This window comes from Massilibacterium senegalense (assembly GCF_001375675.1).
In the GTDB taxonomy this organism is placed as follows: Bacteria; Bacillota; Bacilli; order Bacillales; family Massilibacteriaceae; genus Massilibacterium; species Massilibacterium senegalense.
The window spans coordinates 359,871-385,928 of the sequence record NZ_LN831785.1; the positions used below are offsets into that span (position 1 = coordinate 359,871).

Below are 26,058 nucleotides of genomic sequence, written 5' to 3' on the forward strand. Positions count from 1 at the left end.
CAAATTTTAGAAAGGGGTTTTCCTATGACATTCTCCTCCACCACTTCCCTAAATTTTAATCCAACCGAGCGTGATTACCTTCAAAATCCATATCCTTATTACGAAAAACTACGCAGTTATCACCCTATTACATGGGTACAAAACAGTATACATAAAGGCTGGATGGTAACTGGATACAAAGAAGCAATCACCATTTTAACCGATCAACGATTTCAAAGTTTTACACCAACTCCACAAAAAATATTGGCTCGTTTACAAAAAGACATGGTTTTATTTAAAAATTACCCAAACCATCAACCATCGCGTATGATGTTGAACCGAGTATTTACAAATGAGATGGTTCATCACTTTATTCCCTTTATAGAAAAAACCATAACAGAACTTTTGACCATTGCTTCTAAAAAACAAACATTTGATCTTATTCGAGATTTTGCATTCCCACTACCGAGTTTAGTTATTGCTGAAATATTAGGCATCCCACTTGCTGACCGTGAAATGTTTCGACATTGGTCGAACACACTCATTCAAACGATTGATTTAACGAGAGATGAAGCCATTTTAGAAGAAGGAAAACAAATTGTCTTTCAACTGATGCGCTATTTTAATCATTTGATAAAAGAGAGAAAAACTCATCCTAGCGAAGATTTGATTAGTAAATTAATAATCGAAGGAATGGAAGAAAGAGAACTATTAGCTACCTGTATTTTATTATTAATTGCGGGACAAGAAACAACGGTCAACTTAATAAGTAACGGGATTTATACGTTATTCCAACACCCAGAAGAATTACAAAAGTTAAAAGAAAATAGAGCACTAATCAAAAGTGCTGTGGAAGAAATACTACGATATGAAAGCCCCACACAAATGATTGTACGAAAAGCTACGATAGATTGTACCGTAGCAAATGTAAACATCAAAAAAGATCATCATGTATACATTTCACTGGGAGCTGCTAACAGGGATCCAAACGTATTTGACCAACCATCCGCGTTCTGTATTTCGCGACAACCAAATGCTCATCTCGCTTTTGGAATAAGCAATCATTTCTGTTTAGGTGCAACACTAGCAAGACTGGAAGCAAAAATTGCAATCGAGCATTTTCTTACTCAATTCCCGTCTTTTCAACTAGCAGAAGAAACTGTTCAGTGGCGTCATTTATCTGGATTTCGAGCGTTAGCTAGCTTACCTATTATATGATGAATCTTTATTTCTACATGAAAAGGCGGGATACAAAAATAATATCCCGTCTTTTACTTTTTTATAGCAACATCCAAATCGACGTTAACGCTATAATTATTATTTTTTCATCTTCTGTTAAATCACTCCCAAATGAAATATATGGCAATTGATATTCATTGAAATGTTGTTGCAAAGAAACTGGCATTTTTCCTTGATAATAAGAGGCCCAAAAGCGACCATCTGTATCGTTTATTGTAAAACTACCAGAAGATCCTTGTACATTTGTTTCGAATAATTTATTTCCAGCTGCATCTTCTAGAAAACCAGTAATATGAACGAGCGATTTCCATTGATGTTGTTTATGTCTTCCAATCAATTGGTTTTTAGCATTATATACTGTTACACACGCTCTCTTTTTCGTGAAACTACCAACTATCTTTTGTTGCTCATCGTACATAACAAACGTGACTGGATAAAAAGATAAAAAAGTCCCTTCAGAAATAAAAAATAAAAGGCGTGCAAATAGTGACATTTTACTTGGTTGAATCATCCCTACATATGTTCCTTGCTCATCAAACAACCAAAATTGCAAAAGCATTCTCTGATAGATTAATGATGTCGTATGTAACAAAGGTTGACGCGGTGGAACATTCGTAATGGCTGAAAATCGTTGTAGTTGCTTCTTAGCATGAAAATAAGACACCAAAAACACACATGAAAAAATTCCGATACTACCAGCTTGAAAGACTGCTTCTTTGTACACAGGAAGGTTCACCACATAAACAAGAATAGCTAAAGAAAATACAATACTAAAACTAACAATTGATGCCTTCATCTTTTTTTTATAAAATTGTTGAATCAACCTATCACCACCTACTTTTATAATCTCATTAAAAGGAAGTAAAACCACCAAGAAGAAAAAACCCCATATTAAATATTAAGACGAATTGCAATAGATCATACACCACAAATACATATAAATGAATGATTATTCCTGGTGTCATGAAAATAAGTACCGCCTTTTTTTTCCACACTAGCAAAATCAACAAAACGTCCATGGATGTTGATAAAAGATAAATAGTAAAAACTTTTCCATTCTACTTTTGCCCATTCATAAAAAATAAAAACAGAAAATAGTAACAAAAAAAGTTTCAAACTCATTGGTAACATATAGACACAACGGCTATTATCTGACTATACATCACTACTTTTTGTTTATTTCTAGATAAAGATTTCAAAAATCACTCCAACATAATATGGTCGCTCGTTCTCATTATTAAACCTCTTTCCCATTCCTTATTTGATAGATATATATTTTTGTTCGGTACATATCAGGTACCGTGATTACTTTTACAGGATGCCAATTAGGAATTGCAAACGTATGACTAATGATCATTTTCTCATCCTTTATTTGTTTTTTAAATTGCTCTTGTAGCCGTTCCATTGCTTTTGGGTATAAATAACAAACAATTAGATTCGCATTTTCTACGTTTACGTCATAAATAGATTGATTCTTAATTTGTACTCTTTTTTCCTTTGTAAATAACTTACGGACTTGCATAAAAAGGCGCGGGAAAAGAGCTCGTTCTACAGCTATGACATGATTTTTCGGATGATCGGCGGCTAGAGGAAAAGCTAACGTTCCCCATCCCGCTCCAAGTTCAACTATTTCTCCGTATCGTTGTTGTTGTTTTACTTCTTGTAGTAACACATTTTTCACTTTTTTACTCGTTGGCATTGGAGTAATCCCGTTACGAATAGAATCGATGACAAAAATAATCAAGACAACGAGGGATAAACTGATTATAATTATTTTCATCTCCTTCTTTCACGAAAAAAAGAACTGGCTTTGCCAGCCAATTCTTTTCATTATTCATTCATCGCATCATAGATTGCTTTCGTGGATGGATTTACACCGTACCATCCCCATGTTGCAGTATGTCCTTCTCCAGTCGCGGGATCATCCATTATAATTTCATACACATGAATCACATAATCGCCTTTTGCATTATCATGGTCATATTCTACCTTCACTTCTTCTCGACCATCTAATTTCAAATGTGTGCGAACTAATTGTACCGCATCTTGTTTTGAAATATTTTTGGATTCTTTTTGTTTTTCTGGTTGTTGCGGTTTTGTTGGTTGACTATTCACTGGATTGTTCGGTGTATTCGGTTGAGTTGTTTCCTCTTCTGTCGTACTACTTGTTTGTTCCTCTATGCGTGCTTGTAATTTTTCTGCATCTGCTACCACTTCTTTTATTTTCGGATGTTTTGATGTTGTATTCATTATAGATGTAAGAAGCAACTGTGCTTTTTCAAATTCATCTTCGTAAAATAAATTATTCGCTTCTCGGTATTTTTTCTTCATTAACTCATATTCTTCGTTCGTTGATTGTGCCTGTCTTTTTATTTTACGCGCTTCCCCTTGCATTATCTTAATGACTTCATCCTCTGTTTGTTGTGCTATAATTTTATCCGACTCTTTTATTGCCTGTTGAAAGCTTCCTTTTTCATACGCTTGTTCGCTTGTCATTAGGTGTTTCGTTAATGTTATATACTTTTTTATTTCTTTCGTATCTTTTACTTTTTGCGCTTCTTCAAATGATGTTAACGCATCTTCATATCGTTGTTGTTCCAACGCTTTTGTTCCTACTTTAATATCCGCTTCATATTCTTTGGACGAACATCCTACTAATAATGCAAGAAGCATAATTGCCATCCATAACCCTATTTTTTTCATCATAAAATTCCTTTCTTTTCGTTTACATATTGTCTCATGTATTATTTATTTCCCGAAAAGGAGGAATAAAAAACAACTGTTATTTCTACATTAGATTAAATAGTAAAATTTACAGTTGAAGAGGTAGAAGGTCAATATATTCCTATCTTACAGAAAATTAATTTTGCAATCGATGAACGCGAGTGGAAACTTGATTATCATGATGAAACACAAGGTAATTTTATAGCTGAATTTGTGTTAAACAGAGAAACTGCAGAGAATTGGAGTGAACTTTATTCCCTTCCATATTTTGAAGGAAATATGCAACAGTTAACAAAAGAAAAAGATACGGAATTATTTCAACAATCGTTTGATCAAACCATTCAAGGTGATTTCATGTTTAACATTTTAGAAAAAGATGCTCATTCTATTTATTACGAATTTACAGTAGTAAATGACCCCATTCAAGATACCCAACATGAAGTAGGCCGTATTTTTGCTTACGGGAATGATATATATTGCACGCTACACTAAAATTGGCAATCCATTAGAAACATCCATTGAGGATCAATGGGTAGAACGCTTAAAGGCTGTCACCATCCAGTAAAATAAAAAGAAACAACCCTTTAGGGGGGTGCTTCTTTTTATTTTATTTACTGTAATAATTGATTTACATGATAAATGGCACCATTTTCAAATGTTTCCTCCACTAGAAGCCGAACGAAAGAATCTGCTACTTCATCGGTTTGCCGTAACATTCCTTCGTTTTTATACTGGCGAAATAGTTCTACGTCTGCAAATGCTTCTTTCGTAGAAGCGCGAATCTTCGTTTGCATATCCGTATCCATGATGCCTGGGCTTAAGCCTACTATTTTATGAAACAATTGTTGATGCTCTATTTCGATACTTGTCGTTTGAATAAACATATTCAATGCAGCTTTTGTACTACAATAAGCACTCCAACCGTGCATCGGTTGACTTCCTGCTCCTGATGTAATCGCAGCAAAAATCACCTTCGTATTCGTCCAATTTCCCCATGCAAGAAAAGCATTCGTAATCAGCATTGGTGCTAATACATTCACCTCTAAACTACGCTTTACGCTAGTCGATGATAAATGCCCAACGACTTCTATTGGTTCAATGACACCTGCATTGTTCACCACATAGAGCTTTTCCACACATTGTCCTTGTAAAAAGTCGATGATTTGCGTACATGTTTGTTCCACTTGATCTACGTTCGATAAATCACAAGCATAATGCATGTATTTCCGATTATGCTCTTCCGCAAGTAATGGTAAGGATGTATTTTCTGTTCTAGAAACAGAAATAATATGCATTCCTTTGTTTATCATTTGTTTGGCCATCGAATATCCTAATCCCCGTGATGCTCCTGTTATGACTACATAGTTCACCTTGTCCCCTCCTCCAAGCATTCGTACATCCATCATATCATGGAAAAAAGCTTGTTAGAACGTATTGTCCCAACAAGCTTTCTCCTACTTTTTATACATTTTAAATTCAAGAAACAAATCATTATACATTGCTAGATTTCGTTTTCCTAAGTTTTCGTATACTTCTAGTTTTTCCGTTACTTCTTCATCTGGATAAAAACGTTCATCTTCTGCGATTTCTTTATCCATATATTCTAATGCCTTTGCATTGGGTGTGGAGTAACCGATATACTCTGCATTTTGCGCAGCATTTTTGGGATCTAGTAAAAAGTTAATAAATTGATGTGCTCCTTCCACATTTTTTGCTGATTTTGGAATAACAATATTGTCAAACCAAAGATTCGAGCCTTCTTTCGGAACGACATAATCTAACTTTTCATTTTCCCACATAATTTCTGCAGCATCTCCCGACCATACGAGGCCAACTGCAGCTTCTTCATTCACCAGTAACATTTTAATTTCATCCCCAACAATCGCTTTAACATTTGGTGTTAAGGAATCGAGCTTTGTTTTAGCTTCTTGTAAATGTTCAGGATTCGTATCATTTAACGAATAGTTTAAACTATTTAATCCCATTCCGATTACTTCGCGGGCACCATCTACGAGTAAAATTTGATTTTTTAAATCTTCATGCCATAAACCGTCCCAACTTTCAAACGTAATTCCATCTACCATTTCTGTATTATATACAATGCCCACTGTTCCCCAGAAATAAGGAATCGAGTATTCATTGTTTGGATCAAAAGATAAATCTAAAAACCGTGGGTGAATATATTTCAAATTTGGAAGTTGAGAATGATCAATCGGAAGCAATAAATCTTCCTCTTTCATCTTACTAATCGCGTACTCAGACGGAACGGCAATATCAAATGTCGTTCCTCCTTGTTCAATTTTTGTCATCATCGCTTCATTCGAATCAAACGTTTGATAGATTACCTTCATACCCGTTTCTTTTTCAAATTTTTTAACAAGCTCAGGGTCAATATAATCTCCCCAGTTATAAACGGTAAGCGTATTATCACCAGAATATCCAACCGATGTATTTAATTTATTCACCGTATACATGAAGCCAAAGGCAATGATGAAAATAACGATAAACAGTTGCGCTAATTTTCTCATCGTTTCATCCCCCTTTGATGACGTTGACTAATAAAATAATATCCAAGCACAAGAACAAGCGTCACTAAAAACATTAAGGTCGATAATGCATTAATCGATAACGACACACCTTGACGAGCTCTTGAATAAATTTCTACCGATAACGTAGAAAAACCATTTCCCGTCACGAAAAATGTCACCGCAAAATCATCTAGTGAATAGGTTAACGCCATAAAAAATCCAGCAAACACACCTGGTGTAATAAATGGAAAAATGACTTTTGTTAACACATTCATACTGCTTGCCCCTAAATCTCGAGCCGCATCGATTAACGTATCACTCATTTCATATAATTTTGGTAACACCATAATTACCACAATCGGTACGCTAAAAGCGATGTGAGAAAGAAGCACTGATGTAAACCCTAATTTTATTCCAATCATCGTAAATAAAATTAAAAACGAAGCACCGATAATAACATCTGGGCTCACAATTAATACATTATTAAACGTTAACAACGTATTTTTCACTTGACGCTTTTTCACGTAATAGATAGCGAGTGCGCCAAATACACCTAAAATAGTAGAAATGGCCGCTGATAAAAGTGCAATCACAAGTGTATTTAAAACAATAATTAATAATCTAGTATCTTGCAATACTTCCTTATACCAATCTAGCGTAAACCCTTCAAAATTAGCCATCGTTTCCCCGCTATTAAATGAATAAAACATTAAATAGAAAATCGGAGCATACAACACTAAAAAGACGACGATTAAATAACCATTTGCCAGTTTTCCTGTTCTTTTCATGTTATCTCCCCTTCTTCCGATTTCCTGTGATAATCATGATCAATGCCATGGAAATAATTAAAAAGACCGCAATCGTTGAACCCATTCCCCAGTCTTGTGTTACTAAAAAGTGTTGTTCAATTGCTGTACCTAGTGTAATGACACGATTTCCGGCAATTAAACGGGTAATCATAAAGAGGGATAAAGCAGGAATGAATACCGCTTGACACCCTGACTTCACACCATCTAACGTCAATGGAAAAATGACACGACGGAATGTCGTCCAACCAGAAGCTCCTAAATCTCTAGAAGCTGTGACAAGCGACGGATTTAATTCTTCTAACGCATTGTAAATCGGTAAAATCATAAACGGAATAAAAATATACACAGATACAAAGACAAAACTAAAATCCGTAAATAAAATTTGCTTTGTCCCGATTCCGAGCACTTCTAGTAGCGCATTCGCCGCACCGTATGTTCCAAAAATACCGATAAATGCATAAGCTTTTAGTAATAAATTAATCCATGATGGCAAAATAATAAGGAATAACCATAGTTGCTTATGTTTTGTTTTCGTTAAAAAGTAAGCGGTCGGGTAGGCAATCAATAACGTAAAAAGCGTAATTAAAAAAGCATACCAAAAAGAACTTAACGTCATTTTTAAATAAACAGGTGTAAAAAACTTTTGATAATTTTCTAGGCTAAATTGTCCTTCAATAGTAAAAAAGGAATAATACACAATAAGGAGAATCGGCGCGACAACAAATAACACAATCCACAATACGTATGGAATTAAATATAGATTACGTGTTTTATTTTGCATAGCTACCCTCGTCATACGATTCTAACCGTTTATCAAATTCTTCTTCTGTTTCCCCAAAACGCATTACATGGATTGCTTCCGATTCAAAGTAAAGTCCAATTTCATCTCCAACATTTGCTTTTTTCGTTGAATGAACGAGCCATTCATTTCCATTTTTGTCGTAACAACAAATTTCATAATGCACACCACGGAACAGTTGCGAATCGACTTCTACTTGTAACTTTCCTTTCTCTGGTGTTGTTATTTCTAAGTCTTCTGGTCGAATTACAATTTCTACTTGTTCATTCGGATGAAATCCTTGGTCGACACATTCAAATGTTTCTCCAACAAATTCCACCGAAAAATCTGCTAGCATTTTCCCAGGAATAATATTAGATTCCCCAATAAAATCAGCAACAAAACGGTTAATAGGCTCATCGTAAATATCTGTTGGAGTACCGCTTTGTTGAATCTTCCCTTTGTTGATAACAAAAATTTCATCGCTCATGGCCAATGCTTCTTCTTGATCATGTGTCACAAAAATAAACGTAATGCCAAGTCGACGTTGTAATTCCCGCAATTCATATTGCATTTCGGTACGCAATTTTAAATCTAACGCAGATAACGGTTCATCTAATAAAATTACTTCTGGCTCATTGACAATCGCTCGTGCGATTGCCACACGTTGACGTTGTCCTCCAGACATTTCGGTAATTTCTCGATTTTCATATCCTACTAAGTTGACAAAGCGTAACGCTTCCTTTACTTTTTCTTCAATCTCTTTTTTTTTCATTTTTTTAATTCGCAACCCAAATGCGACGTTTTCAAACACATTGAGATGAGGAAACAGCGCATAATCTTGAAACACCGTATTTACCTGGCGTTTATTCGCCGGTATTTCATTGATTACTTTTCCGTTAAAATAAATGTTTCCTTCCGACGGTTCGGTAAATCCAGCAATTAATCGTAAAATCGTCGTTTTCCCGCACCCTGATGGTCCTAATAACGTATAAAATTTTCCCCGTTCTAATTCAAAACTTACTTGATCTAGTACTGGGCTATCATCATAATATTTTGAAACATTTTCAAACCGAATAATTGGTTGATGATTCATTTCACTCTCCCCTTCCTGTCCTAACATGCTACAAATAAGAATCCGTCGCTATAAGAAGTAATGTCGATGGTCCTTCGTTATCATTTAAAATTTGATGTTCTTCTGATGCATGAAAATAAATGGATTCTCCTGCCTTGGCCATATAAGAATGACGACCAAGATGCACAACAATCCGTCCGCTTAAAACATAAGCAAACGTCTCCGATAATGATGGTTCAAACTTTTTAAATTCACCTTGTTCTTCTAAATGGAGTAAAATAGGTTCCATTTCTTTTTCATTTGATTCTGGTACTAACCACTGAATACAATACCCTAATTCTTCATCCATAAAATCCGTTTGGTCTTCTTCTGTATACACCACTTTTTGTTCGTTTTCTTCATCATCGAAAAATGCCTTTGGCGAACAGCCCAACACTTCAAGAATCGAAAAAAAAGTATCGATAGATGGTGAACTTAAATCACGTTCTAACTGAGAAATATATCCTTTTGTTAAATCTGTGCGTTCTCCAAGTTCTTCTTGGGTTAATCTTTTTTTTAAACGCAAATTTTTAATTTTTTTTCCAATTTGCATACTATGACCCCTAATCATGTTTATACTTAGTAAACTAACAGTAATGAAAGTTTTATAAAAATAAACTTTATGTTTACTAAAATACACTCAGAATATTATACATGATTTTGGGAAGTCTACAATACTAATTTAGTGATATACTGAAAATAAGTGAAAAACATGGATTATTCGCTTTCAAACAAGCGAATCACGACAAAAAGTTTTTTTAAAAAAAGGGGGATTACATATGGCTATTTGGGAACAATTCGTCTTTACGCGTACGGCTAGCGTGAAAACATTACAAAAAGTTGAAAAGGAAATGTGGGATAAACAACCGAGTGGATTTCCAAACACTATTCGTTGGAATGCAGGACATATTTTTGCAACAGTAGAATCCATGTTGCAAAAAGCAGATTCATCTTATGAAAGTACCGCTCCGTCCTATGTTACCTTTTTTGCACCTGGCACAAAACCATCCGAATGGACAGAAACAGCACCTTCATCAGAAGAAATCATCCATCAACTCCAAACACAAATAGAGCGGATCAAGCAACATTTTGACGGGCGATTAGATGAAAAAATTGCACAACCTATTTCTATCGGCCCACTCACCATCAAAACCATTCACGATATTCTTTCCTTTTCCATTTTCCACGAAGGATTGCATTTAGGTATCATTTCTTCTCACATCAAAATTGCAACAATAGATAAATAATACAAAAGCCACAATCCCACCTTAAAAGTGAGATTGTGGCTTTAATGATACGGATAAGCTAGATGAAAAAATTGTTCCTTTTGTTTAAAAGTAATAAATTTCCCCATACGAGCCATCATGAAATTAACAGGATTAATCGCAATATCTTCTTCATCTGTTTTTACTTCTTCAAAATATACATGAGATAAGACATGCCGCAACATTTCTTTATACTTGTACACAGAAATCATGTGGTTAGATACATCCCAATGCCAATAATATTCTAACGCGATAACAATGGAGGCTTCTACCGCTTCATCTGAAAATAAATTGTGTAATAACTGGGTTGCGACTCCTTTTTCTCGATACGCTGGAATCACTTCTAATGCACCTAATTCACGAATAAACGAATAAGTCGACCAACGTTCATTTTTATCTGGAGCTACCAAAATAGCGTAACCAACAATATGAGAATCAGAAAAGGCAATGGCTAATTGTGTTTCTTCTTTTTCTAAAACCATTTGAAAAACCTTTTGTTGCTCACTCGCCTCACGAAATTGTTGCAAATCTGGATGAAAGGAATAATGAATGAGCTTTTCTTTCACTTGATCTTTTCTGCTTTCATACCAACAATTCATCTTCTCATCCTTTCTTGAAACAACAAAAAAAACACTTCTTTTGCACGCAAACAGAACAATGCGATTGCACTACACCTCCCTATCCTCGTAGGAACGAATACATAAAAATAAGGCAGGTATCCTGACTTAAGGTCATCACAACGTCTGCGTCTTCCCATTTTCACAGTGACTTTTTGCAGCGTGCTCCCTATTACAGTGGCGGGACCGTGTTGGAGTTTCACCAATCTTCCCTTTTAAATAACCGCTTTACGAAAGCGGTACACCTTATTTTTTAACAGTTTTTTATAAATGATATCGTTCACTTTTTATTGTAACAAAAATATGACAAAATTGATATTTTTTCCAATATTAATTACTACTTGAAGCGGAAGATGCTGCAGCTGCGGAGTATGCCGCTGCAATCATCGCTACTTGTTGCGCTTGAATGATTGCTTCAATCGTCGTTGTTAAACCGATGTCTAGGATGTTGTTATCTTTGATTTTTTCTGAAATGATTATTGGAATGGCAATCAACAACACCATATCACGTGAAAAACGAAATATTTTTTCTTTTTTTAATGCCTCGTATAAAGCAACCACATCCCCAACGTTTTCTTGTTGCGGGCTTACTAACGCTAAAAGACCTAGAGAGGGGTAATGCATCCTTTTTAACGCGATTTCCTTTCTCTGTAGGACATTAAACCAATCTACCGTGTCTTTCACGATTGCCTGTGCAGATTCAGTCGATCCTTTCGTTAAAATATGCGAAAGTGTTTGCAATTCATTTCCTTTCGAAAAACCATATTTGTTTAACGACTGGTAATAAAACTCCATCTCATCTAAAAGAGAAGGAATACTTTTCTCCGATAACGCTACTAACACAGCTAATGGATAATCATCTTGAGTTGTAAGGAAAAAATGCCGTTTTTTCATTTCTTTATATATTTCCATCGCTCTTTTAGCCACAGACTTGTTACTCTTTTCTGTCTCTTCTTCTTGAATCAATAACACATACGCTGCCAAATATAAAAAGTTTCCTTTCGAAAAACCTACTTCATATAATGTTTGATACTGTTCTTTTAATTTTTTAAAAGCAGCATCTGGATCATCAAATTTTGTCCTTAACAATCCCGCAATCGTATAACGAAATGCAGAACGCATGGTGGAGAAAAAAGAAGATTCCTTTTTTATTTTGTTTGCAAACGCAAAAAAAGGCTCTGCTTTGAATGGGATATCTTGTTGCATAAACTGCGCCGCAATCATCATCTTCACTTTTTTATCTATGGAAAAACTGAGCTGCTCATGTAACATGTTATAATCGGATAAAAATTGATCTGTTTTTTGTTTATATAATGATATAGACATTTATTCGACCTCCTTACTATCCATTTCCCTATCCCTACTCCGTAAAACAATCGAAAGACTGTATTCATTGACACTTATTTTAATTAAAAATTATAATGAGTTAACCTTATTTATATGTACACATCATATTTTCTATTAAAAAGTGATAGGAACGGAGAAGATTATGTATGCTTAAACTTTTTCCATATTTAAAACCATATCGTCTTTTTATCTTTTTCGTCTTAGTCCTTTTATTTTTAAGGACTTTTTCTGATTTATTACTTCCAACATTCATGGCACGAATTGTCGATAAAGGAATTGTGAATGGGGATATACCGTATATTTGGAGTATAGGAGGCATAATGCTTTTAGTAGCTGCTATTGGGGTCGTGTGTGCGATTGGAGCTAACTATTTTGCTGTAAAAGTGGCGACTAGCTTCGGTCGAGATTTACGAAGGGAAGTTTTTTCGAAAGTGACGAACTTTTCGATTCAAGAATTCGATCAAATCGGCACGTCTTCTTTTATCACCCGAACAACGAATGATGTTCAACAAGTGCAGCAGTTTATATCGATGGGGTTGCGAATGATGGTCCTTTCCCCGTTAATGTTTATTGGAGGAATTGTGATGGCAATCTCTCAAGATACAAAACTATCCATGATTTTTCTTTTTATCGTCCCACTTATTGTGACAATCATTTATTTCATTACGAAAAAAGGGATGCCCCTTTTCCAAACACTTCAACAAAAACTAGATCATCTTAGTTTAATTTTACGAGAAAATTTAACCGGGATTCGTGTTGTTCGTGCTTTCGGTCGAATGAATGATGAAACGAACCGGTTTGATGCAGCGAGTCAAGATATGAGGAATACAGCGATTAAAGTAAATCGTATTGTTACAAGTTTAATGCCTATTATGATGCTTATTTTCAATTTATCGATTGTCGCGATTCTTTTATTCGGGAGTATACAAATTGAGAATGAACAGATGCAAGTCGGAAGTTTAATGGCTTTTATTCAATATGCGATGCAAATTATGTTTTCCTTTGTTATGTTTACTGTTATTTTCGTCATGATTCCCCGCGCAACGGTTTCAGCTAAACGGATCAATGAAGTCCTTCAGTTAACACCTACCATTACAGACAAAGAGAAAATAACAACGATAGAAGACTCGATACAATCCATGACATTTTCCAATGTAACATTTTATTATCCAGGGGCGGAAAAACCAGCGCTTTTGAATCTTTCTTTTACCGCAAAGCGCGGAGAAACGACTGCCATTATTGGAGGAACAGGAGATGGAAAAACGACCTTATTACAACTAATCCCTCGATTCTACGATCCAAGTGAGGGGGACGTTTTAATAAATGGGATCAATGTGAAAAACTTGTCCCAACAAACGCTACGGCAAAAAATTGGCTATGTTCCACAAAAAGCAATCCTTTTCACTGGTACTATCGCAGAAAACATTCGATACGGGAAAGAAACAGCAAGCGAGGAAGAAGTGAAACATGCTGCAGACATTGCACAAGGGACACCGTTTATCGAAAAAATGGCAGATGGTTTTCAAGCGGTAGTCGAGCAAGGGGGAAAAAACCTATCTGGCGGCCAAAAGCAACGTTTAGCGATTGCACGAGCGATTGTTGGAAAACCAGATATATATTTATTTGACGATTGCTTTTCTGCTTTAGATTATAAAACGGATGCGCTACTTAGACAGGCATTAAAAACAGAAATAAACGATGCCATTACCATTGTCGTTGCACAACGTGTTAGTACAGTAAAAGATGCGGATCAAATTATCGTATTACAAAAAGGAAAGATTGTTGGGATTGGTACTCATGAACAATTACTACAAACAAATAACGTCTATAAAGAAATTGTATCCTCACAAGTAAAGGGGGGACAACGATGAGTCAAAAACAAAAAAATTACTCTCCTTTCGGACGGGGAAGTAGACATGGCCATAAAGGAATGCCAGTCGAAAAGGCAAAAGATTTTAAAGGAACATTAAAAAGATTAGTACGCTATTTAAAACCGTTTCGCGTGCAACTTATGATTGTTTGTTTTGCCGCCATTTTAAGCACTATTTTTACAATTATTAGTCCCATGTTAATCGGAAAAATTACCACCATCTTATTTGATGGATTTATGACAAAAGCAAAAGGAGCAAAAGAGCTAGCGATTGATTTTCAAGCAATCGGAAACATTTTAATACTTTTAACCATTCTGTATCTTTTTAGCTCATTCTTTCATTACATACAACAATACATCATGGCTGGTGTTTCCCAAACGTCTATCTATCAACTACGGAAAGAAGCTTTTGAAAAATTAAACCGATTACCTTTACGTTATTTTGATGCTCGGCCACACGGGGAAACATTAAGTAGGATTATTCATGATATCGATAACATTAGCAGTACATTACAACAAAGCTTAACCCAAATCATTACATCGATTATTACATTAATCGGGGTCGTCGTCATGATGCTACTTATTAGTCCGTTATTAACCGTTATCGTTTTAGCAACGTTACCACTTAGTATAATCGTTACAAAAGCGATTGCAAAACGCTCGCAACCTTATTTCAAAAAGCAACAGCAAGCGCTCGGCCATGTAAATGGTCATATCGAAGAGATGTATACCGGACATCCTATCATCAAAGCCTTTAATCGAGAAGATAAGTCTCTCGAAGCATTTAATGAAAGGAACGAGACGTTATATGAATCCGGAAGAAAAGCGCAGTTTATTTCAGGATTTATTATGCCTCTAATGGGGTTTATTAATAATATTGGCTATGTGTTTATTTGCGTTGTCGGAGGGATTCTTGTTACACAACGAACGATTCAAGTTGGGGATATTCAAGCGTTTATTCAATATGCGAAACAATTTTCTCATCCCATTACACAAGTAGCAAATATCGCTAACATCATTCAATCTACTATCGCATCAGCAGAACGTGTTTTTGAAGTATTAGATGAAGAAGAAGAAATACCAGATCACAAAGAAGCGCAAGAACTACAAAAAGTAGCGGGAAATGTCACATTTGATCACGTTCAATTTGGGTATACAAAAGAACAACCATTAATTCATGATTTAACCGTTCATGTACAAACAGGACAAAAAGTAGCCATTGTTGGACCTACAGGTGCAGGAAAAACAACGCTTATAAACTTGCTTATGCGATTTTATGAAGTAGATGACGGGTTCATTACCATTGATGGGGTTGATATTCGTCAACTAAAACGACATCATTTACACGACTTATTCGGAATGGTTTTACAAGATACATGGTTATTTAACGGAACTATTCGAGACAACATCGCTTACGGCAAAAACGGTGCAACGGAAGAAGCCATTATCTTTGCTGCCAAAATGGCCAATGCAGATACATTTATCCGGACGTTACCAGATGGATATGATACCGTCTTGAATGAAGAAGCATCTAACATTTCACAGGGACAAAAACAGTTACTAACAATCGCTCGGGCAATTTTAAAAAATCCACCGTTACTTATTCTAGACGAAGCAACTAGTAACGTCGATACACGAACAGAAATTCAAATTCAACAAGCGATGAATCAATTAATGAACGGACGAACTAGTTTTGTCATTGCCCATCGCTTATCAACCATCCAAGATGCGGACATTATTTTAGTCATGAAAGACGGGGATGTGATGGAAAGTGGATCACACGAAGCATTACTACAGAAAAATGGGTTTTATGCTGAGCTATATCAAAGTCAAATTACGGAACAACAAGCGCAATAAGAAACTCTTACATCTGTGAGGGAAAATACAGACAAAGGATAAACATCATTCACTATTATCCTTTGTCTGTTCTTCTTTATTATTTGTTTCATCCACTTGTCTTATTGATCATTTCCGGGGCGACTAAATTCTTCCTCATCTTCTTGATTATCACGAACTACTTTTGCAACTGTAAAGGAAGAAATAATCACACCTATCGTTCCCATTAAATAGTATCCTTTCACCATTAATGGTTCTTTTAACGTATATAATCCGATTAAAATAAGACCTGTAAATAAAATAAGACCCAACCATGCCAACATCGTAAAAGCTGGCGTATTTCTTCTTCTATTTTTAGCCATATCATAAAAAACCTCCCTCTTATCCCAATTATAATCTTTCATTCTGTAAAATATATAAGTATTTTTCCCTATTTTTAATTTCCCTCCACTATATTGAACAGTAAGTGATTTCTACCTAATCAGGAAGGGAAATTTCAACTGTACATATATTCACAGCAAGAAAAAATGTGTTAGATTTCCCTTATGAAAAAAATACAATTTTATCCAAATATCTACTTTTAAATAGTGTGCAACCTTTGTTTTTAGCCATCTTCTGGGGCGAACATGTACTAGGGTTATTCTCTTCTTGTATGCTCATTCATTATCTATCTATTTTTTGGTATGCAACATGGATAAGCCGTACCGATTTTCTTTTCCTTCTCTTTCTTCATCTCGTTTCTTATCTTATTTTGACTTGGATGTTTATATATATCGATCATCTATGAAAATAACAAAAGCCACTTACTTGTATAAGTGGCTCGGCTTTATCCTTCTGCTAATTCCGCTAGATACTCCCAACGTTCCATCAGTTGTTCTAGTTGTTCATTTAATTGTTGTTGTTGTTCTAAAAAAGCCTGTGCTTTTTCAAAATCACTGCCCGTTTGTAAAATATCTTCGTTTATCTGTTCCATCTTTTCTTCTACACTCGCAATAATGTCGTCTATTTCTTCCCATTCTTTCTTTTCCATATACGTCATTTTCTTTTTCTTCGTTTCTACTTGTTGTACAGGCTTTTGTTTTTCTTCTTTTTCTTCTTGTAGCAACCGATTTTTTTCTACTTCTAACTCTAAGTAATCCGTGTATTTTCCAACATACGTTTCTATTTCCCCTGCTCCTTGTAAAATAAGCAGTTGATTCGCTACTTTATCTAAAAAGTAACGGTCATGCGATACCGTTATGACAACACCCGAAAAGTCTTCTAAGTACGCTTCTAACACTGTTAACGTTTCTGTGTCCAAATCATTCGTTGGTTCATCCAGAAGAAGTACGTTCGGTTTCATCATTAATAACCGCAGTAAAAACAAGCGACGTTTTTCGCCTCCAGATAATTTATAAATAGGGGTACCGTGTGTATGCATGGGAAATAAAAAACGCTCTAACATTTGTGCAGCGGATGCGGTACTACCATCTCCAGTGGTCACCACTTCTGCTGCTTCTCGAATATATTCAATCATACGTAAGTTTTCATTCATATCCACGTTTTCTTGTGTATAATAACCGATTTTGACTGTTTGACCTGTGATACATTCTCCTGTATCTAATTGGATTTTTCCTGCTAGTACATTTAACAGTGTCGATTTCCCGCTCCCATTTCGCCCAACAATCCCAATACGATCTTTTTGTTTGATAAGAAAATCAAAATGATGTAAAATCACATGCTGTTCCAATTGAAGAGAAGCATCTTTTAATTCTACTACTTGTTTCCCAAGTCTACTTCCGGAAAGATTCATCTCTAACGTTTCTTTTTTTGTTGCATTGCCAACCTTTTCTGCTAACTCTTCAAATCGACCGATTCGTGCTTTTTGTTTCGTCGTTCGTGCTTTTGCTCCGCGGCGCATCCACGCCAGTTCTTGGCGATATAAATTCCGTCTTTTTTGTGCAGTTTGTACTTCTTCCTCTTCACGAATTGCTTTCGCTTCAATGAACGCTTGATAGTTCCCAATATACGTATACAATTTCCCGCCATCTAGCTCAAAAATTCGCGTAGAAACTTGATCTAAAAAGTACCGATCATGCGTGACAACTAGCAATGCTCCTTGGTATTTACTTAAATAATCTTCCAACCATTTAATCGTCTCATAATCCAAGTGGTTTGTCGGTTCATCCAATAACAATAAATCAGGTGTTTCAATTAAGACTTGCGCTAATGCCACACGCTTTTTTTGTCCTCCGGAAAGTTCCCCAATTTTTTGTTTAAAATGATACAATCCAAGCTTCGCTAAAATAGTTTTCGCATTAGCATTGGCATCCCAAGCCTGTTCGTGATCCATCTCATTTTGTAATGTTAACACTTTCTTTTGAATCATTTCATTCATTGGATCTTGTTCTAAATCAAGTAAAGCCGATTCATACTCTTTCATTATTTTGATCATTTTTGCATCACTCTCAAATACCGCATCTAATACCGTTATATTTTCATCTAAAATTGGTTCTTGCGGCAAGTATCGAATCATATAATCACTAGGGTGAGAGAAATCCCCCATATCTGGCAAATCAATGGTGGCAATAATTTTTAATAAACTTGATTTTCCCGTACCGTTCACACCGATTAACCCGATATGTTCCTTTTCATTAATCGTAAAAGAGATATCTCGAAACAGCGTTTTGTCACCATACGTTTTTGTTATATTTTCCGCTTTATATATTTTCATTTTTTATCCATCCATTCTCTACAAATTACTTATCAAAAACATAGCATTTCTTTTCATTATATACAATCAATGAAATAGGGACTTATTTTCCGAAATAAAATGCCACATTTTAGCTACATATACCCACAGATAATTTAAGATTTCTTTATTGACAAAGATAAAACAACCATGATAAAATAATAAATTTTACTATTTTAAAAATGTATGATATAATGGGGTGTATACACAAATGGAGGTGGATCATTTGTTTGAGATTGGTGATAAAATTGTTTACCCAATGCACGGCGCTGGAGTTATTGAGTCGATAGAAGAAAAAGAAATTCTCGGTAAAAAAATGACATACTATGTGATTAATATTCCGATTAGCAACATGAACGTAATGATTCCAATGGAAAAAGTCGAAGAATCAGGCATTCGATCCGTTGTGGACAAAAATACGTTAGAGCACGTTCTTTATACGTTTCATCACGAAGAACCAGACGAATCACTCCCTTGGAAACAACGTTACAATATGAACTTAAAAAAAATAAGTACAGGAAACATTGACGAATGTGCAGAAGTCGTTCGTGACTTAATTCATAGCAACAAAAAAAGAACCTTAAATGCAAGCGAAAAGAAAATGCTCGATACTGCTAAAAAAATTCTTATTAGTGAATTTTCATTAGTGAAAAAAATTCCTGAAAATCAAGTAATTTCGTTATTTAAAATACAAAATATCGAAGCATAATTGTCAAACCTAAATGGAAGGTTTTAAGTAGAATCATTCCTCTATTTAACCCTTCTACACTTAGCCATTTCTACTACCATCCTACAACAATTCCTTCTTCTCACGAAACAACGTTTGGATTTTTTTATACATGAAAAAACAAAGCACATGATAGGCGGATGATCTATCATGTGCTTTTGTTAAAATTTTAATTTTTTTAGCGCATCTGCTAAAGCAGTATTCATCGGTTCTTCTTGTTTTTGTTGTTTTAAATATTTTTGTACATCTCTTTTGGATGCTTTACTAGTTTTATTTTGCTTTTTCCGTTTTTGGAATGTAGATAATTTTTCCCGATGACCACAAGAACAAACGAAAATTTGTCCTTCCCCTTCTCCGCGTAATTCTAATCGCTTATGACAGTTCGGACAACGAGCATTCGTTAATTTTGATACATGTTTCCGGTATCCACAAGCACGATCTTGACAAACGAGCATTTTTCCCCGTTTTCCGTTTACTTCAAGCAACAGTTTCCCGCACTCTGGACATTTACTACCTGTAATATTATCATGCTTAAATTTCTTATCACTCTGTTTAATCTCACGTGTCACAGCTTTTGTATAAGCATAAATGTCTTTCATAAACAGCTCTGGTTTTAGCTTTCCTTTCGCGATTGCTTCTAACTTTTGCTCCCATTCACCCGTTAACGCTGGTGATTTTAAATCTTCTGGTACTAAGTCTAACAGCTGCTTCCCTTTCGATGTTAACCAAATGTCATTTCCTTTTTTCTCTATTACAAATGTATGAAATAATTTTTCAATAATATCCGCACGTGTCGCAACCGTCCCAAGACCACCTGCTTCATGTAATGATTTTTTCAATGCCTGGCTTTCTGTTTCCATAAATTTTGTCGGGTTTTCCATGGCAGATAATAATGTTCCTTCATTAAAACGAGCCGGCGGTGTTGTCTCTCCTTCTGTTGCGGTCAGTGTTAATACAGGCAACGTGTCGCCTTCTCGGACGTTTGGTAACGACATTTCGTCCTCTATTTCTTTTCCGTATATTTCTTTCCATCCTAATTTTTTAATGACAGTTCCTTTTGCAACAAACCGTTCTCCATCAATTTTCACTTCTGCTACCGTTTGTTCATACACGTAAGGAGGCATCAATACCGCTAAAAATCGTTTCACAATCAAATCATAAATACGTCGTTCTTTATCTGATAATTCCATCCATAAAGGTGTTTGTTCAGTCGGAATGATGGCGTGGTGATCACTTACTTTATGATCATTTACAAACGAACCATTTGGCTTTATACCGTTTTTGATTACTTTAGTAGCAAAAGGAGCGTACGGCTTCACTTGTACTGCTTGCACACGTTCTTCTAACGTTGCGACGATGTCACTGGTAAGATAACGAGAATCTGTACGCGGGTACGTGACTACTTTATGACGTTCATATAACTTTTGCATAATAGAGAGCGTTTCTTTTGCAGAATATCCAAAAAGTTTATGTGCATCCCGTTGTAGTTCTGTTAAATCATATAATGCTGGAGCATACGATTTTTTTTCTGTTCGTTTTACCGATTGAATGGCGGCATCTTTTCCTCGTAATCGTCGCAATAAGTCATCTCGTTTTTCTTTTGAGAATGTTTTTGTATCATTGCTTTTCGCATCTCGCCACGTACATTTTATCTCTCCAGCAACAGCTGTAATGCCAAAATATTTTTTCGGTTGAAAATGTTTAATTTCTTCTTCTCGTTTCGCAATGATTGCAAGCGTTGGTGTTTGTACCCGTCCACACGATAATTGTGCATTAAATTTCGTCGTTAATGCACGTGTTGCATTAATACCAACGAGCCAGTCCGCTTCCGCACGTGCCACTGCCGAACGGTATAAATTTTCATACTGGCGAGCGTCTTTCAATTGACGAAAACCATCGCGAATCGCCTTATCCGTTACCGATGAAATCCATAACCGTTTCATTGGCTTTTTCACATGTGCTTTATCGATAATCCACCGAGCAACAAGCTCGCCTTCTCGGCCTGCATCCGTCGCAATCACGATAGTTTGTACATCTTTACGATTTAATTGCGTTTTGACGTTTTGAAACTGTTTTCCTGTTTTTTTAATCACAACCGTTTTTAACGGGTCTGGCATTAGTGGTAAATCCGCTAAATTCCACGTTTTATATTGATTTCCGTATGCCTCAGGGTCTGCATGCGTTACTAAATGCCCTAACGCCCATGTAACAACATACTCTTTTCCTTCTAAAAAACCATTCCCTTTTTTATTACAATGAAGAACCCTTGCAATATCTCTGGCAACAGATGGCTTTTCTGCTAATACTACTGTTTTTCCCATAGTCACAATCCTTTCTAGTCGCTATTTCCTTATTATATCACGTAAAAAAACCGTTCCACCATGGACGCGGAACGGTCTATCATTATTGATTCGGTAACCCACAACTTCCATCTGTACAACCTGGTGCTTGCTCTCCTAAATCTTGTAACGGACCAGATGGATTTTCTTCTTGCCACACTTTTTGTAGTACTTCTAAAAACACTTCCACTGGTTGCGCACCAGAAAGTGCATATTTTTTATTAAACACAAAAAACGGAACGCCTCGAACACCAATTTGTTGTGCCATGTGTTCATCGGCCCGTACTTCATTCACATATGCTTTGTCATCTTTTAACATACATAACAATTCGGAACGATTTAATCCAAATTCTTCCCCAATCGCCACTAACGTTTGGATATCACCTATATGTTTAGATTCCACAAAATAAGCATGCAAAAGTTTTTCTGTAATTTCTTTTTCTTTTCCATGTGTCGCTGCAAATTTTACTAAACGGTGTGCATGCAATGTATTCGTTGACTTCATTCCGTCAAAGTTATACGTTAGCCCAACTGTTTTTGCTTGTTCGCCAATATTTTCATGCATTTGTTTCGCTTCTTCTACGCTCATTCCATATTTTTTTGCTAATGATTCATGAATAGATAGCGGAACATTTTCAGGTACATTCGGGTCTAATTCATAACTTCTATATTCTATTTCCACTTTATCTTGATGTGGGAATTTTTCTAATGCTTGTTCTAATCGTCGTTTCCCAATATAACAAAATGGACATACGAAATCAGACCATACTTCGATTTTCATTTCAACACCTCATTTTATTTGTATAACCTATCTATAATTGTATCATAGAATAACAAAAAGGCGCCTTACCGAAACTTTTTCGGTACTATCAATATTTTTGTATAAATGACTTTTCAACCCTTTTAGGTAGAATGTCACTTCTGTATTGAATTGAACTTGTTCGAAGGATTGATTTTGATATTTCGCGCTGGTGCGTCCTACTCCCCCTATGTATGTAACTCCTCGAACATCCTTTTGATTGCTGCACGTGTTTTGTTAAAACCAATATGACCGCAGATCGCATTACACTGATTGTAAACTTCAAATTGCGTCACTAAGAAGTGTTCCAGTGATTTTTCATTCGGGAACTGTTCTTTTCTTTTTGTATATTTCTTAATTTGCTTATTAGACGACTCAATTAAATTCGTAGAGTAAATACTTCGCCAAATAGTTTTAGGGAAAGGATAAAATGTAAGTAAATATGGGTTTTCAGATAAGCCGTCTACCACTTTTTTATATTGCTTTTTCCATTTTTCTCAAAAAGCGTTTAGTACAGCTTGCCCAGCTTCTCTGTCTGTCGCTTAAGGAATAGCTTTAAAATCATCACAGATTGCTTGGTGATATTACGTGCCACGTGAACAAGACAAACTTGGTATTTGGCTTTTGGGAACACAGTGACAACAGCGTCAACCATCCCCTTTAGAGCGTCAGAAACAAATAGCAGGACATCTTCGATGCCGCGTTCTTTTCATTCTTCTAAAAGTTCCTACCAATTGTAAGCTGGCTCCGTAGAAGCAATGGTATACGCTAAAACTTCCTTTGAGCCGTCTTCACAGATACCAATAGCAATATAGACTACAGTATCACGGCGAACAGTAATGTAGGTAGCATCCAAGTACACGCACACATAACGATTATGTAAAGGACGCTTATTAAATGCTTCTACCGTATCAGACACGGCTTTTGTCATATTGGATATGGTTTGTGGTGTATAGTGATGACCGTACATTTTCTCAATCAGATTCGAGATTTCAGACATCGTAATGCCCTTTGGAATAGAAGGATAACAGTAGAATCTAATGTGTCGTTAGAGCGTTTATATGACGCTACAGTCTGTTGTTTAAACTCTCCATTGCGATTACGAGGAATTTGGATATTTAAATCACCGTATTCTGTGTGAAGTGTATGAGAATAAGAATCGTTGCGCGAATTACTTGAGTTAAAACCGATACGGTCATACTTTTCGTAATCAAGGAAAGCAGTTAATTCTGTCGCTAATAGTGAGTTAATAGCTGTTTCTAAATGGCTACGAAAAACTTCCATAATATCTTGTTTTTTACTAGAGCATCGACTATTTCTGTTGTAAACGGATTCATAGGGAAGATCCCTTTTCTGGGATTAGTTGTGGTGACTTAATGCTACTAGGAAAGGGTCTTCCTTTTTACATGAAATTTTTCATTTACACAAAATATTTTATAATCTCATTTTTATAACTATTTTACAAAAAATATTAAAAAATGTATAATAGTTATAAAAAGAAATAAGGTAAAAAAATAAAAAGAAAGGTGTTATATTATGAAAATAAAAAAATATTTTTTAAATATTTTTTTTATATTTATCTTAATCTTCTTTGCGACAAGATTATATTCTGACTTAGTTACTCAACCTCATGAATATAAAAACGTACTGATATTCTTAATAACATCAATTTCAGCTTTACTAATTTTTTATTATCTAAAACTGAAAAAAAAATACAAAAAAACCGTTGCTGGATCAATTTCTTTTGTCCCTTTTCTAATCATAAATATTATTTTTATCAACGATTTATATATCCGAATTGGTTTAGGAATTGGATTTGTAATTTTTATAATTTTTACAATATCCTTTATTTATTTAGAAAAAATTAAGCCTAAAGACTAAGGGGATGCCACGATTTTTATTTATTTTTTTCGTTAAATTTTGAATTTTATCAAAAAGCGACAACATTCGCTCACTCTGCTTCTCATTCTTTTGATTCAAATTAATTATTGTTTGTTCTTTTTTACTCAATTTTTTATGGAATTTTTGATTTACACGCATATCAACTTCTTGATTTTGTATTTTTACGAGATCACGCAGCCTTTTTATTTCTTCGTCCTTTCGTTCCATACTCTCATGTTGTTTTTTTATTAATTTAACAGCGTTTTTTCCCCATTCCTGTAATTTTTCCACTTGTTCCAGTTCAACTGTATGTAAAGGAGTAAATGGCAGTTTCTTTAGTATCAGACACGGCTTTTGTCATATTGGATATGGTTTGTGGTGTATAGTGATGACCGTACATTTTCTCAATCAAATTCGAGATTTCAGACATCGTAATGCCCTTTGGAAAGATGGATAACAGTAGACTCTAACGTGTCGTTAGAGCGTTTATATGGCGCTACAGTCTGTTGTTTAAACTCTCCATTGCGATCACGAGGAATCTGGATATTTAAAGAGTCGTTGCGCGAATTACCTGAGTTAAAACCGATACGGTCATACTTTTCGTAATCAAGGAAAGCAGTTAATTCTGTCGCTAATAGTGAGTTAATAGCTGTTTCTAAATGGCTACGAAAAACTTCCATAATATCTTGTTTTTTTACTAGAGCATCGACTATTTCTGTTGTAAACGGATTCATAGGAAAAATCCCTTTTCTGGGATTAGTTGTGGTGACTTAATGCTACCGAGAAAGGGTCTTCCTTTTTACATGAAATTTTTCATTTACACAAAATATTTTATACTCTCACTTTTTTCCAACACCTATCATGTTCCCCTGCTTATCCTTTTCAAACTTTTTTTCTATTTTCACCATGTTTTTTAGTTAAAAAAATCGCTACTATCGTTCCACCGATTAAGCCATCTATCATATCAACCATCGTATCCTCATATCCCCGACTAGCCGTAAAATGAAAAAGACGATCTCCAGTAAACTCCAATAATTCCCAAAATCCCGCAATAGCAAGAGAAAAAGTAATCAAATATAAACCGATAAACGTTTTTGGGATGTTGTTCCCAGCGTCTTCACCAACGATAAACATAAAAAGAATATAGGCCCCATAACTAATAAAACAACCGGAAAAGAAGTGAAGCACATCATCAAAATGAGGAATTTGATAGCCACCACTAAACGTTCCAATCCCTACAGATAAAAAAATAAAAGCATAAATCATCCCCATAAAGGAAGGTGGAAAAGGATGACGTGTTTTCCTTTGCCAATACGCTAAAACAATTAGCGAAACGATGGTTAAAACACCCATAAATGCTTTTTGTGTTCTTCCGTCAAAAAATAGATAGAAACTCCAAATGGTAATAACGGACGTCACACTCCACCACATCACGGTCGTTAAAATGGAACCTTTTATTTTTTTCAACACTTTCC

23 protein-coding genes, 2 pseudogenes and 1 riboswitch are annotated in these 26,058 nt (G+C 35.4%); of the genes and pseudogenes, 6 read left to right on the forward strand and 19 right to left on the reverse strand.

Translation table 11 applies throughout. The features are described 5' to 3' along the window. Positions 1–24 precede the first annotated feature (24 nt). The gene (locus BN1372_RS02560) at positions 25–1,197 is read left to right on the forward strand and encodes a cytochrome P450 (protein WP_062197295.1); all 1,173 of its coding nucleotides are present in this window, start codon (positions 25–27) and stop codon (positions 1,195–1,197) included. Between the two features lie 61 nt (positions 1,198–1,258). On the opposite strand, the gene BN1372_RS02565 is transcribed toward BN1372_RS02560, so the two are convergent. The 3 genes from BN1372_RS02565 to BN1372_RS02575 form a co-directional block, all read right to left on the reverse strand. Further along, positions 1,259–2,041, reverse strand: a complete 783-nt coding sequence (locus BN1372_RS02565) for a hypothetical protein (protein ID WP_062197296.1) — start codon at positions 2,039–2,041, stop codon at positions 1,259–1,261. Between the two features lie 414 nt (positions 2,042–2,455). Next, complete coding sequence (locus BN1372_RS02570; protein WP_074018107.1) at positions 2,456–2,998, reverse strand: methyltransferase; 543 nt, start codon at positions 2,996–2,998, stop codon at positions 2,456–2,458. A 50-nt stretch (positions 2,999–3,048) separates the two neighbouring features. Further along, on the reverse strand, positions 3,049–3,924 hold the full coding sequence (locus BN1372_RS02575) for a hypothetical protein (protein ID WP_147515325.1): 876 nt from the start codon (positions 3,922–3,924) through the stop codon (positions 3,049–3,051). A gap of 297 nt (positions 3,925–4,221) precedes the next feature. On the opposite strand from BN1372_RS02575, the gene BN1372_RS02580 reads away from it, so the two are divergent. After that, positions 4,222–4,434 carry a hypothetical protein gene (locus BN1372_RS02580; protein WP_147515326.1) on the forward strand — a complete coding sequence of 71 codons (213 nt, stop codon included), beginning with the start codon at positions 4,222–4,224 and terminating at the stop codon, positions 4,432–4,434. A gap of 119 nt (positions 4,435–4,553) precedes the next feature. On the opposite strand, the gene BN1372_RS02585 is transcribed toward BN1372_RS02580, so the two are convergent. From BN1372_RS02585 to BN1372_RS02610, 6 genes are all read right to left on the reverse strand, one after another. Continuing rightward, positions 4,554–5,312, reverse strand: a complete 759-nt coding sequence (locus BN1372_RS02585; protein WP_062197300.1) for a (S)-benzoin forming benzil reductase — start codon at positions 5,310–5,312, stop codon at positions 4,554–4,556. An 84-nt stretch (positions 5,313–5,396) separates the two neighbouring features. Continuing rightward, positions 5,397–6,470 carry an ABC transporter substrate-binding protein gene (locus BN1372_RS02590; RefSeq protein ID WP_062197301.1) on the reverse strand — a complete coding sequence of 358 codons (1,074 nt, stop codon included), beginning with the start codon at positions 6,468–6,470 and terminating at the stop codon, positions 5,397–5,399. Continuing rightward, positions 6,467–7,258 (reverse strand): ABC transporter permease, encoded by a 792-nt coding sequence (locus BN1372_RS02595; protein ID WP_062197302.1) that lies wholly within the window; start codon positions 7,256–7,258, stop codon positions 6,467–6,469. The genes BN1372_RS02590 and BN1372_RS02595 overlap by 4 nt, the downstream gene beginning before the upstream one ends. A gap of 1 nt (position 7,259) precedes the next feature. Beyond that, on the reverse strand, positions 7,260–8,060 hold the full coding sequence (locus BN1372_RS02600; RefSeq protein ID WP_062197303.1) for an ABC transporter permease: 801 nt from the start codon (positions 8,058–8,060) through the stop codon (positions 7,260–7,262). Beyond that, a complete protein-coding gene (locus BN1372_RS02605) occupies positions 8,050–9,153 on the reverse strand; it encodes an ABC transporter ATP-binding protein (RefSeq protein WP_062197304.1) in 1,104 nt (367 codons plus the stop codon). The genes BN1372_RS02600 and BN1372_RS02605 overlap by 11 nt, the downstream gene beginning before the upstream one ends. A 28-nt stretch (positions 9,154–9,181) precedes the next feature. Then, positions 9,182–9,724 carry a helix-turn-helix domain-containing protein gene (locus BN1372_RS02610; protein ID WP_062197305.1) on the reverse strand — a complete coding sequence of 181 codons (543 nt, stop codon included), beginning with the start codon at positions 9,722–9,724 and terminating at the stop codon, positions 9,182–9,184. Between the two features lie 226 nt (positions 9,725–9,950). Between BN1372_RS02610 and BN1372_RS02615 the strand changes: the two genes are divergently transcribed. Beyond that, positions 9,951–10,418, forward strand: coding sequence for a DinB family protein (locus BN1372_RS02615; RefSeq protein WP_062197306.1), 468 nt, complete (start codon positions 9,951–9,953; stop codon positions 10,416–10,418). A gap of 41 nt (positions 10,419–10,459) precedes the next feature. Here BN1372_RS02615 and BN1372_RS02620 read toward each other — a convergent pair whose 3' ends face one another. After that, on the reverse strand, positions 10,460–11,035 hold the full coding sequence (locus BN1372_RS02620) for a GNAT family N-acetyltransferase (protein ID WP_062197307.1): 576 nt from the start codon (positions 11,033–11,035) through the stop codon (positions 10,460–10,462). 94 nt (positions 11,036–11,129) lie between these two features. Further along, positions 11,130–11,317, reverse strand: a riboswitch (cobalamin riboswitch). 66 nt (positions 11,318–11,383) lie between these two features. Next, positions 11,384–12,379: a DUF4003 family protein gene (locus BN1372_RS02625; RefSeq protein ID WP_062197308.1), complete on the reverse strand. Its 996-nt coding sequence runs from the start codon at positions 12,377–12,379 to the stop codon at positions 11,384–11,386. 167 nt (positions 12,380–12,546) lie between these two features. Between BN1372_RS02625 and BN1372_RS02630 the strand changes: the two genes are divergently transcribed. Both BN1372_RS02630 and BN1372_RS02635 read left to right on the forward strand, forming a co-directional pair. Further along, positions 12,547–14,271, forward strand: coding sequence for an ABC transporter ATP-binding protein (locus tag BN1372_RS02630; protein ID WP_062197309.1), 1,725 nt, complete (start codon positions 12,547–12,549; stop codon positions 14,269–14,271). Then, complete coding sequence (locus tag BN1372_RS02635) at positions 14,268–16,127, forward strand: ABC transporter ATP-binding protein (protein WP_062197310.1); 1,860 nt, start codon at positions 14,268–14,270, stop codon at positions 16,125–16,127. Before BN1372_RS02630 ends, BN1372_RS02635 begins: the two co-directional genes overlap by 4 nt. A 101-nt stretch (positions 16,128–16,228) precedes the next feature. Here BN1372_RS02635 and BN1372_RS02640 read toward each other — a convergent pair whose 3' ends face one another. Further along, complete coding sequence (locus BN1372_RS02640; RefSeq protein WP_082418919.1) at positions 16,229–16,468, reverse strand: YiaA/YiaB family inner membrane protein; 240 nt, start codon at positions 16,466–16,468, stop codon at positions 16,229–16,231. 464 nt (positions 16,469–16,932) lie between these two features. Continuing rightward, positions 16,933–18,819: an ABC-F family ATP-binding cassette domain-containing protein gene (locus BN1372_RS02645; RefSeq protein WP_062197312.1), complete on the reverse strand. Its 1,887-nt coding sequence runs from the start codon at positions 18,817–18,819 to the stop codon at positions 16,933–16,935. A 229-nt stretch (positions 18,820–19,048) separates the two neighbouring features. On the opposite strand from BN1372_RS02645, the gene BN1372_RS02650 reads away from it, so the two are divergent. After that, complete coding sequence (locus BN1372_RS02650; protein ID WP_062197313.1) at positions 19,049–19,546, forward strand: CarD family transcriptional regulator; 498 nt, start codon at positions 19,049–19,051, stop codon at positions 19,544–19,546. 179 nt (positions 19,547–19,725) lie between these two features. Here the strand turns inward: BN1372_RS02650 and BN1372_RS02655 are convergent, their stop codons facing one another. The 6 genes and pseudogenes from BN1372_RS02655 to BN1372_RS02685 form a co-directional block, all read right to left on the reverse strand. Next, on the reverse strand, positions 19,726–21,885 hold the full coding sequence (locus BN1372_RS02655; protein ID WP_062197314.1) for a DNA topoisomerase III: 2,160 nt from the start codon (positions 21,883–21,885) through the stop codon (positions 19,726–19,728). Positions 21,886–21,967: 82 nt separating this feature from the next. After that, a complete protein-coding gene (locus tag BN1372_RS02660; RefSeq protein ID WP_062197315.1) occupies positions 21,968–22,684 on the reverse strand; it encodes a DsbA family oxidoreductase in 717 nt (238 codons plus the stop codon). A gap of 206 nt (positions 22,685–22,890) precedes the next feature. Continuing rightward, positions 22,891–24,039: pseudogene (locus tag BN1372_RS02665) on the reverse strand (IS256 family transposase). Between the two features lie 517 nt (positions 24,040–24,556). Next, positions 24,557–24,874 (reverse strand): hypothetical protein, encoded by a 318-nt coding sequence (locus BN1372_RS02675; RefSeq protein ID WP_062197317.1) that lies wholly within the window; start codon positions 24,872–24,874, stop codon positions 24,557–24,559. A 49-nt stretch (positions 24,875–24,923) separates the two neighbouring features. Then, positions 24,924–25,317, reverse strand: a pseudogene (locus BN1372_RS02680) (transposase); the annotation flags it as partial. A gap of 148 nt (positions 25,318–25,465) precedes the next feature. Beyond that, a complete protein-coding gene (locus BN1372_RS02685) occupies positions 25,466–26,050 on the reverse strand; it encodes a DUF2238 domain-containing protein (RefSeq protein WP_062197318.1) in 585 nt (194 codons plus the stop codon). Positions 26,051–26,058: the final 8 nt, after the last annotated feature.

Bases quoted from the DNA above. Each gene is read 5' to 3' on its own strand.
- BN1372_RS02655 (WP_062197314.1), bottom strand. From the start codon at position 21,885: ATGGGAAAAACAGTAGTATTAGCAGAAAAGCCATCTGTTGCCAGAGAT.
- BN1372_RS02630 (WP_062197309.1), top strand. From the start codon at position 12,547: ATGCTTAAACTTTTTCCATATTTAAAACCATATCGTCTTTTTATCTTT.
- BN1372_RS02610 (WP_062197305.1), bottom strand. From the start codon at position 9,724: ATGCAAATTGGAAAAAAAATTAAAAATTTGCGTTTAAAAAAAAGATTA.
- BN1372_RS02570 (WP_074018107.1), bottom strand. From the start codon at position 2,998: ATGAAAATAATTATAATCAGTTTATCCCTCGTTGTCTTGATTATTTTT.
- BN1372_RS02580 (WP_147515326.1), top strand. From the start codon at position 4,222: ATGCAACAGTTAACAAAAGAAAAAGATACGGAATTATTTCAACAATCG.
- BN1372_RS02625 (WP_062197308.1), bottom strand. From the start codon at position 12,379: ATGTCTATATCATTATATAAACAAAAAACAGATCAATTTTTATCCGAT.
- BN1372_RS02590 (WP_062197301.1), bottom strand. From the start codon at position 6,470: ATGAGAAAATTAGCGCAACTGTTTATCGTTATTTTCATCATTGCCTTT.
- BN1372_RS02560 (WP_062197295.1), top strand. From the start codon at position 25: ATGACATTCTCCTCCACCACTTCCCTAAATTTTAATCCAACCGAGCGT.
- BN1372_RS02650 (WP_062197313.1), top strand. From the start codon at position 19,049: ATGGAGGTGGATCATTTGTTTGAGATTGGTGATAAAATTGTTTACCCA.
- BN1372_RS02595 (WP_062197302.1), bottom strand. From the start codon at position 7,258: ATGAAAAGAACAGGAAAACTGGCAAATGGTTATTTAATCGTCGTCTTT.
- BN1372_RS02620 (WP_062197307.1), bottom strand. From the start codon at position 11,035: ATGAATTGTTGGTATGAAAGCAGAAAAGATCAAGTGAAAGAAAAGCTC.
- BN1372_RS02575 (WP_147515325.1), bottom strand. From the start codon at position 3,924: ATGATGAAAAAAATAGGGTTATGGATGGCAATTATGCTTCTTGCATTA.
- BN1372_RS02660 (WP_062197315.1), bottom strand. From the start codon at position 22,684: ATGAAAATCGAAGTATGGTCTGATTTCGTATGTCCATTTTGTTATATT.
- BN1372_RS02605 (WP_062197304.1), bottom strand. From the start codon at position 9,153: ATGAATCATCAACCAATTATTCGGTTTGAAAATGTTTCAAAATATTAT.
- BN1372_RS02645 (WP_062197312.1), bottom strand. From the start codon at position 18,819: ATGAAAATATATAAAGCGGAAAATATAACAAAAACGTATGGTGACAAA.
- BN1372_RS02640 (WP_082418919.1), bottom strand. From the start codon at position 16,468: ATGGCTAAAAATAGAAGAAGAAATACGCCAGCTTTTACGATGTTGGCA.
- BN1372_RS02635 (WP_062197310.1), top strand. From the start codon at position 14,268: ATGAGTCAAAAACAAAAAAATTACTCTCCTTTCGGACGGGGAAGTAGA.
- BN1372_RS02615 (WP_062197306.1), top strand. From the start codon at position 9,951: ATGGCTATTTGGGAACAATTCGTCTTTACGCGTACGGCTAGCGTGAAA.
- BN1372_RS02600 (WP_062197303.1), bottom strand. From the start codon at position 8,060: ATGCAAAATAAAACACGTAATCTATATTTAATTCCATACGTATTGTGG.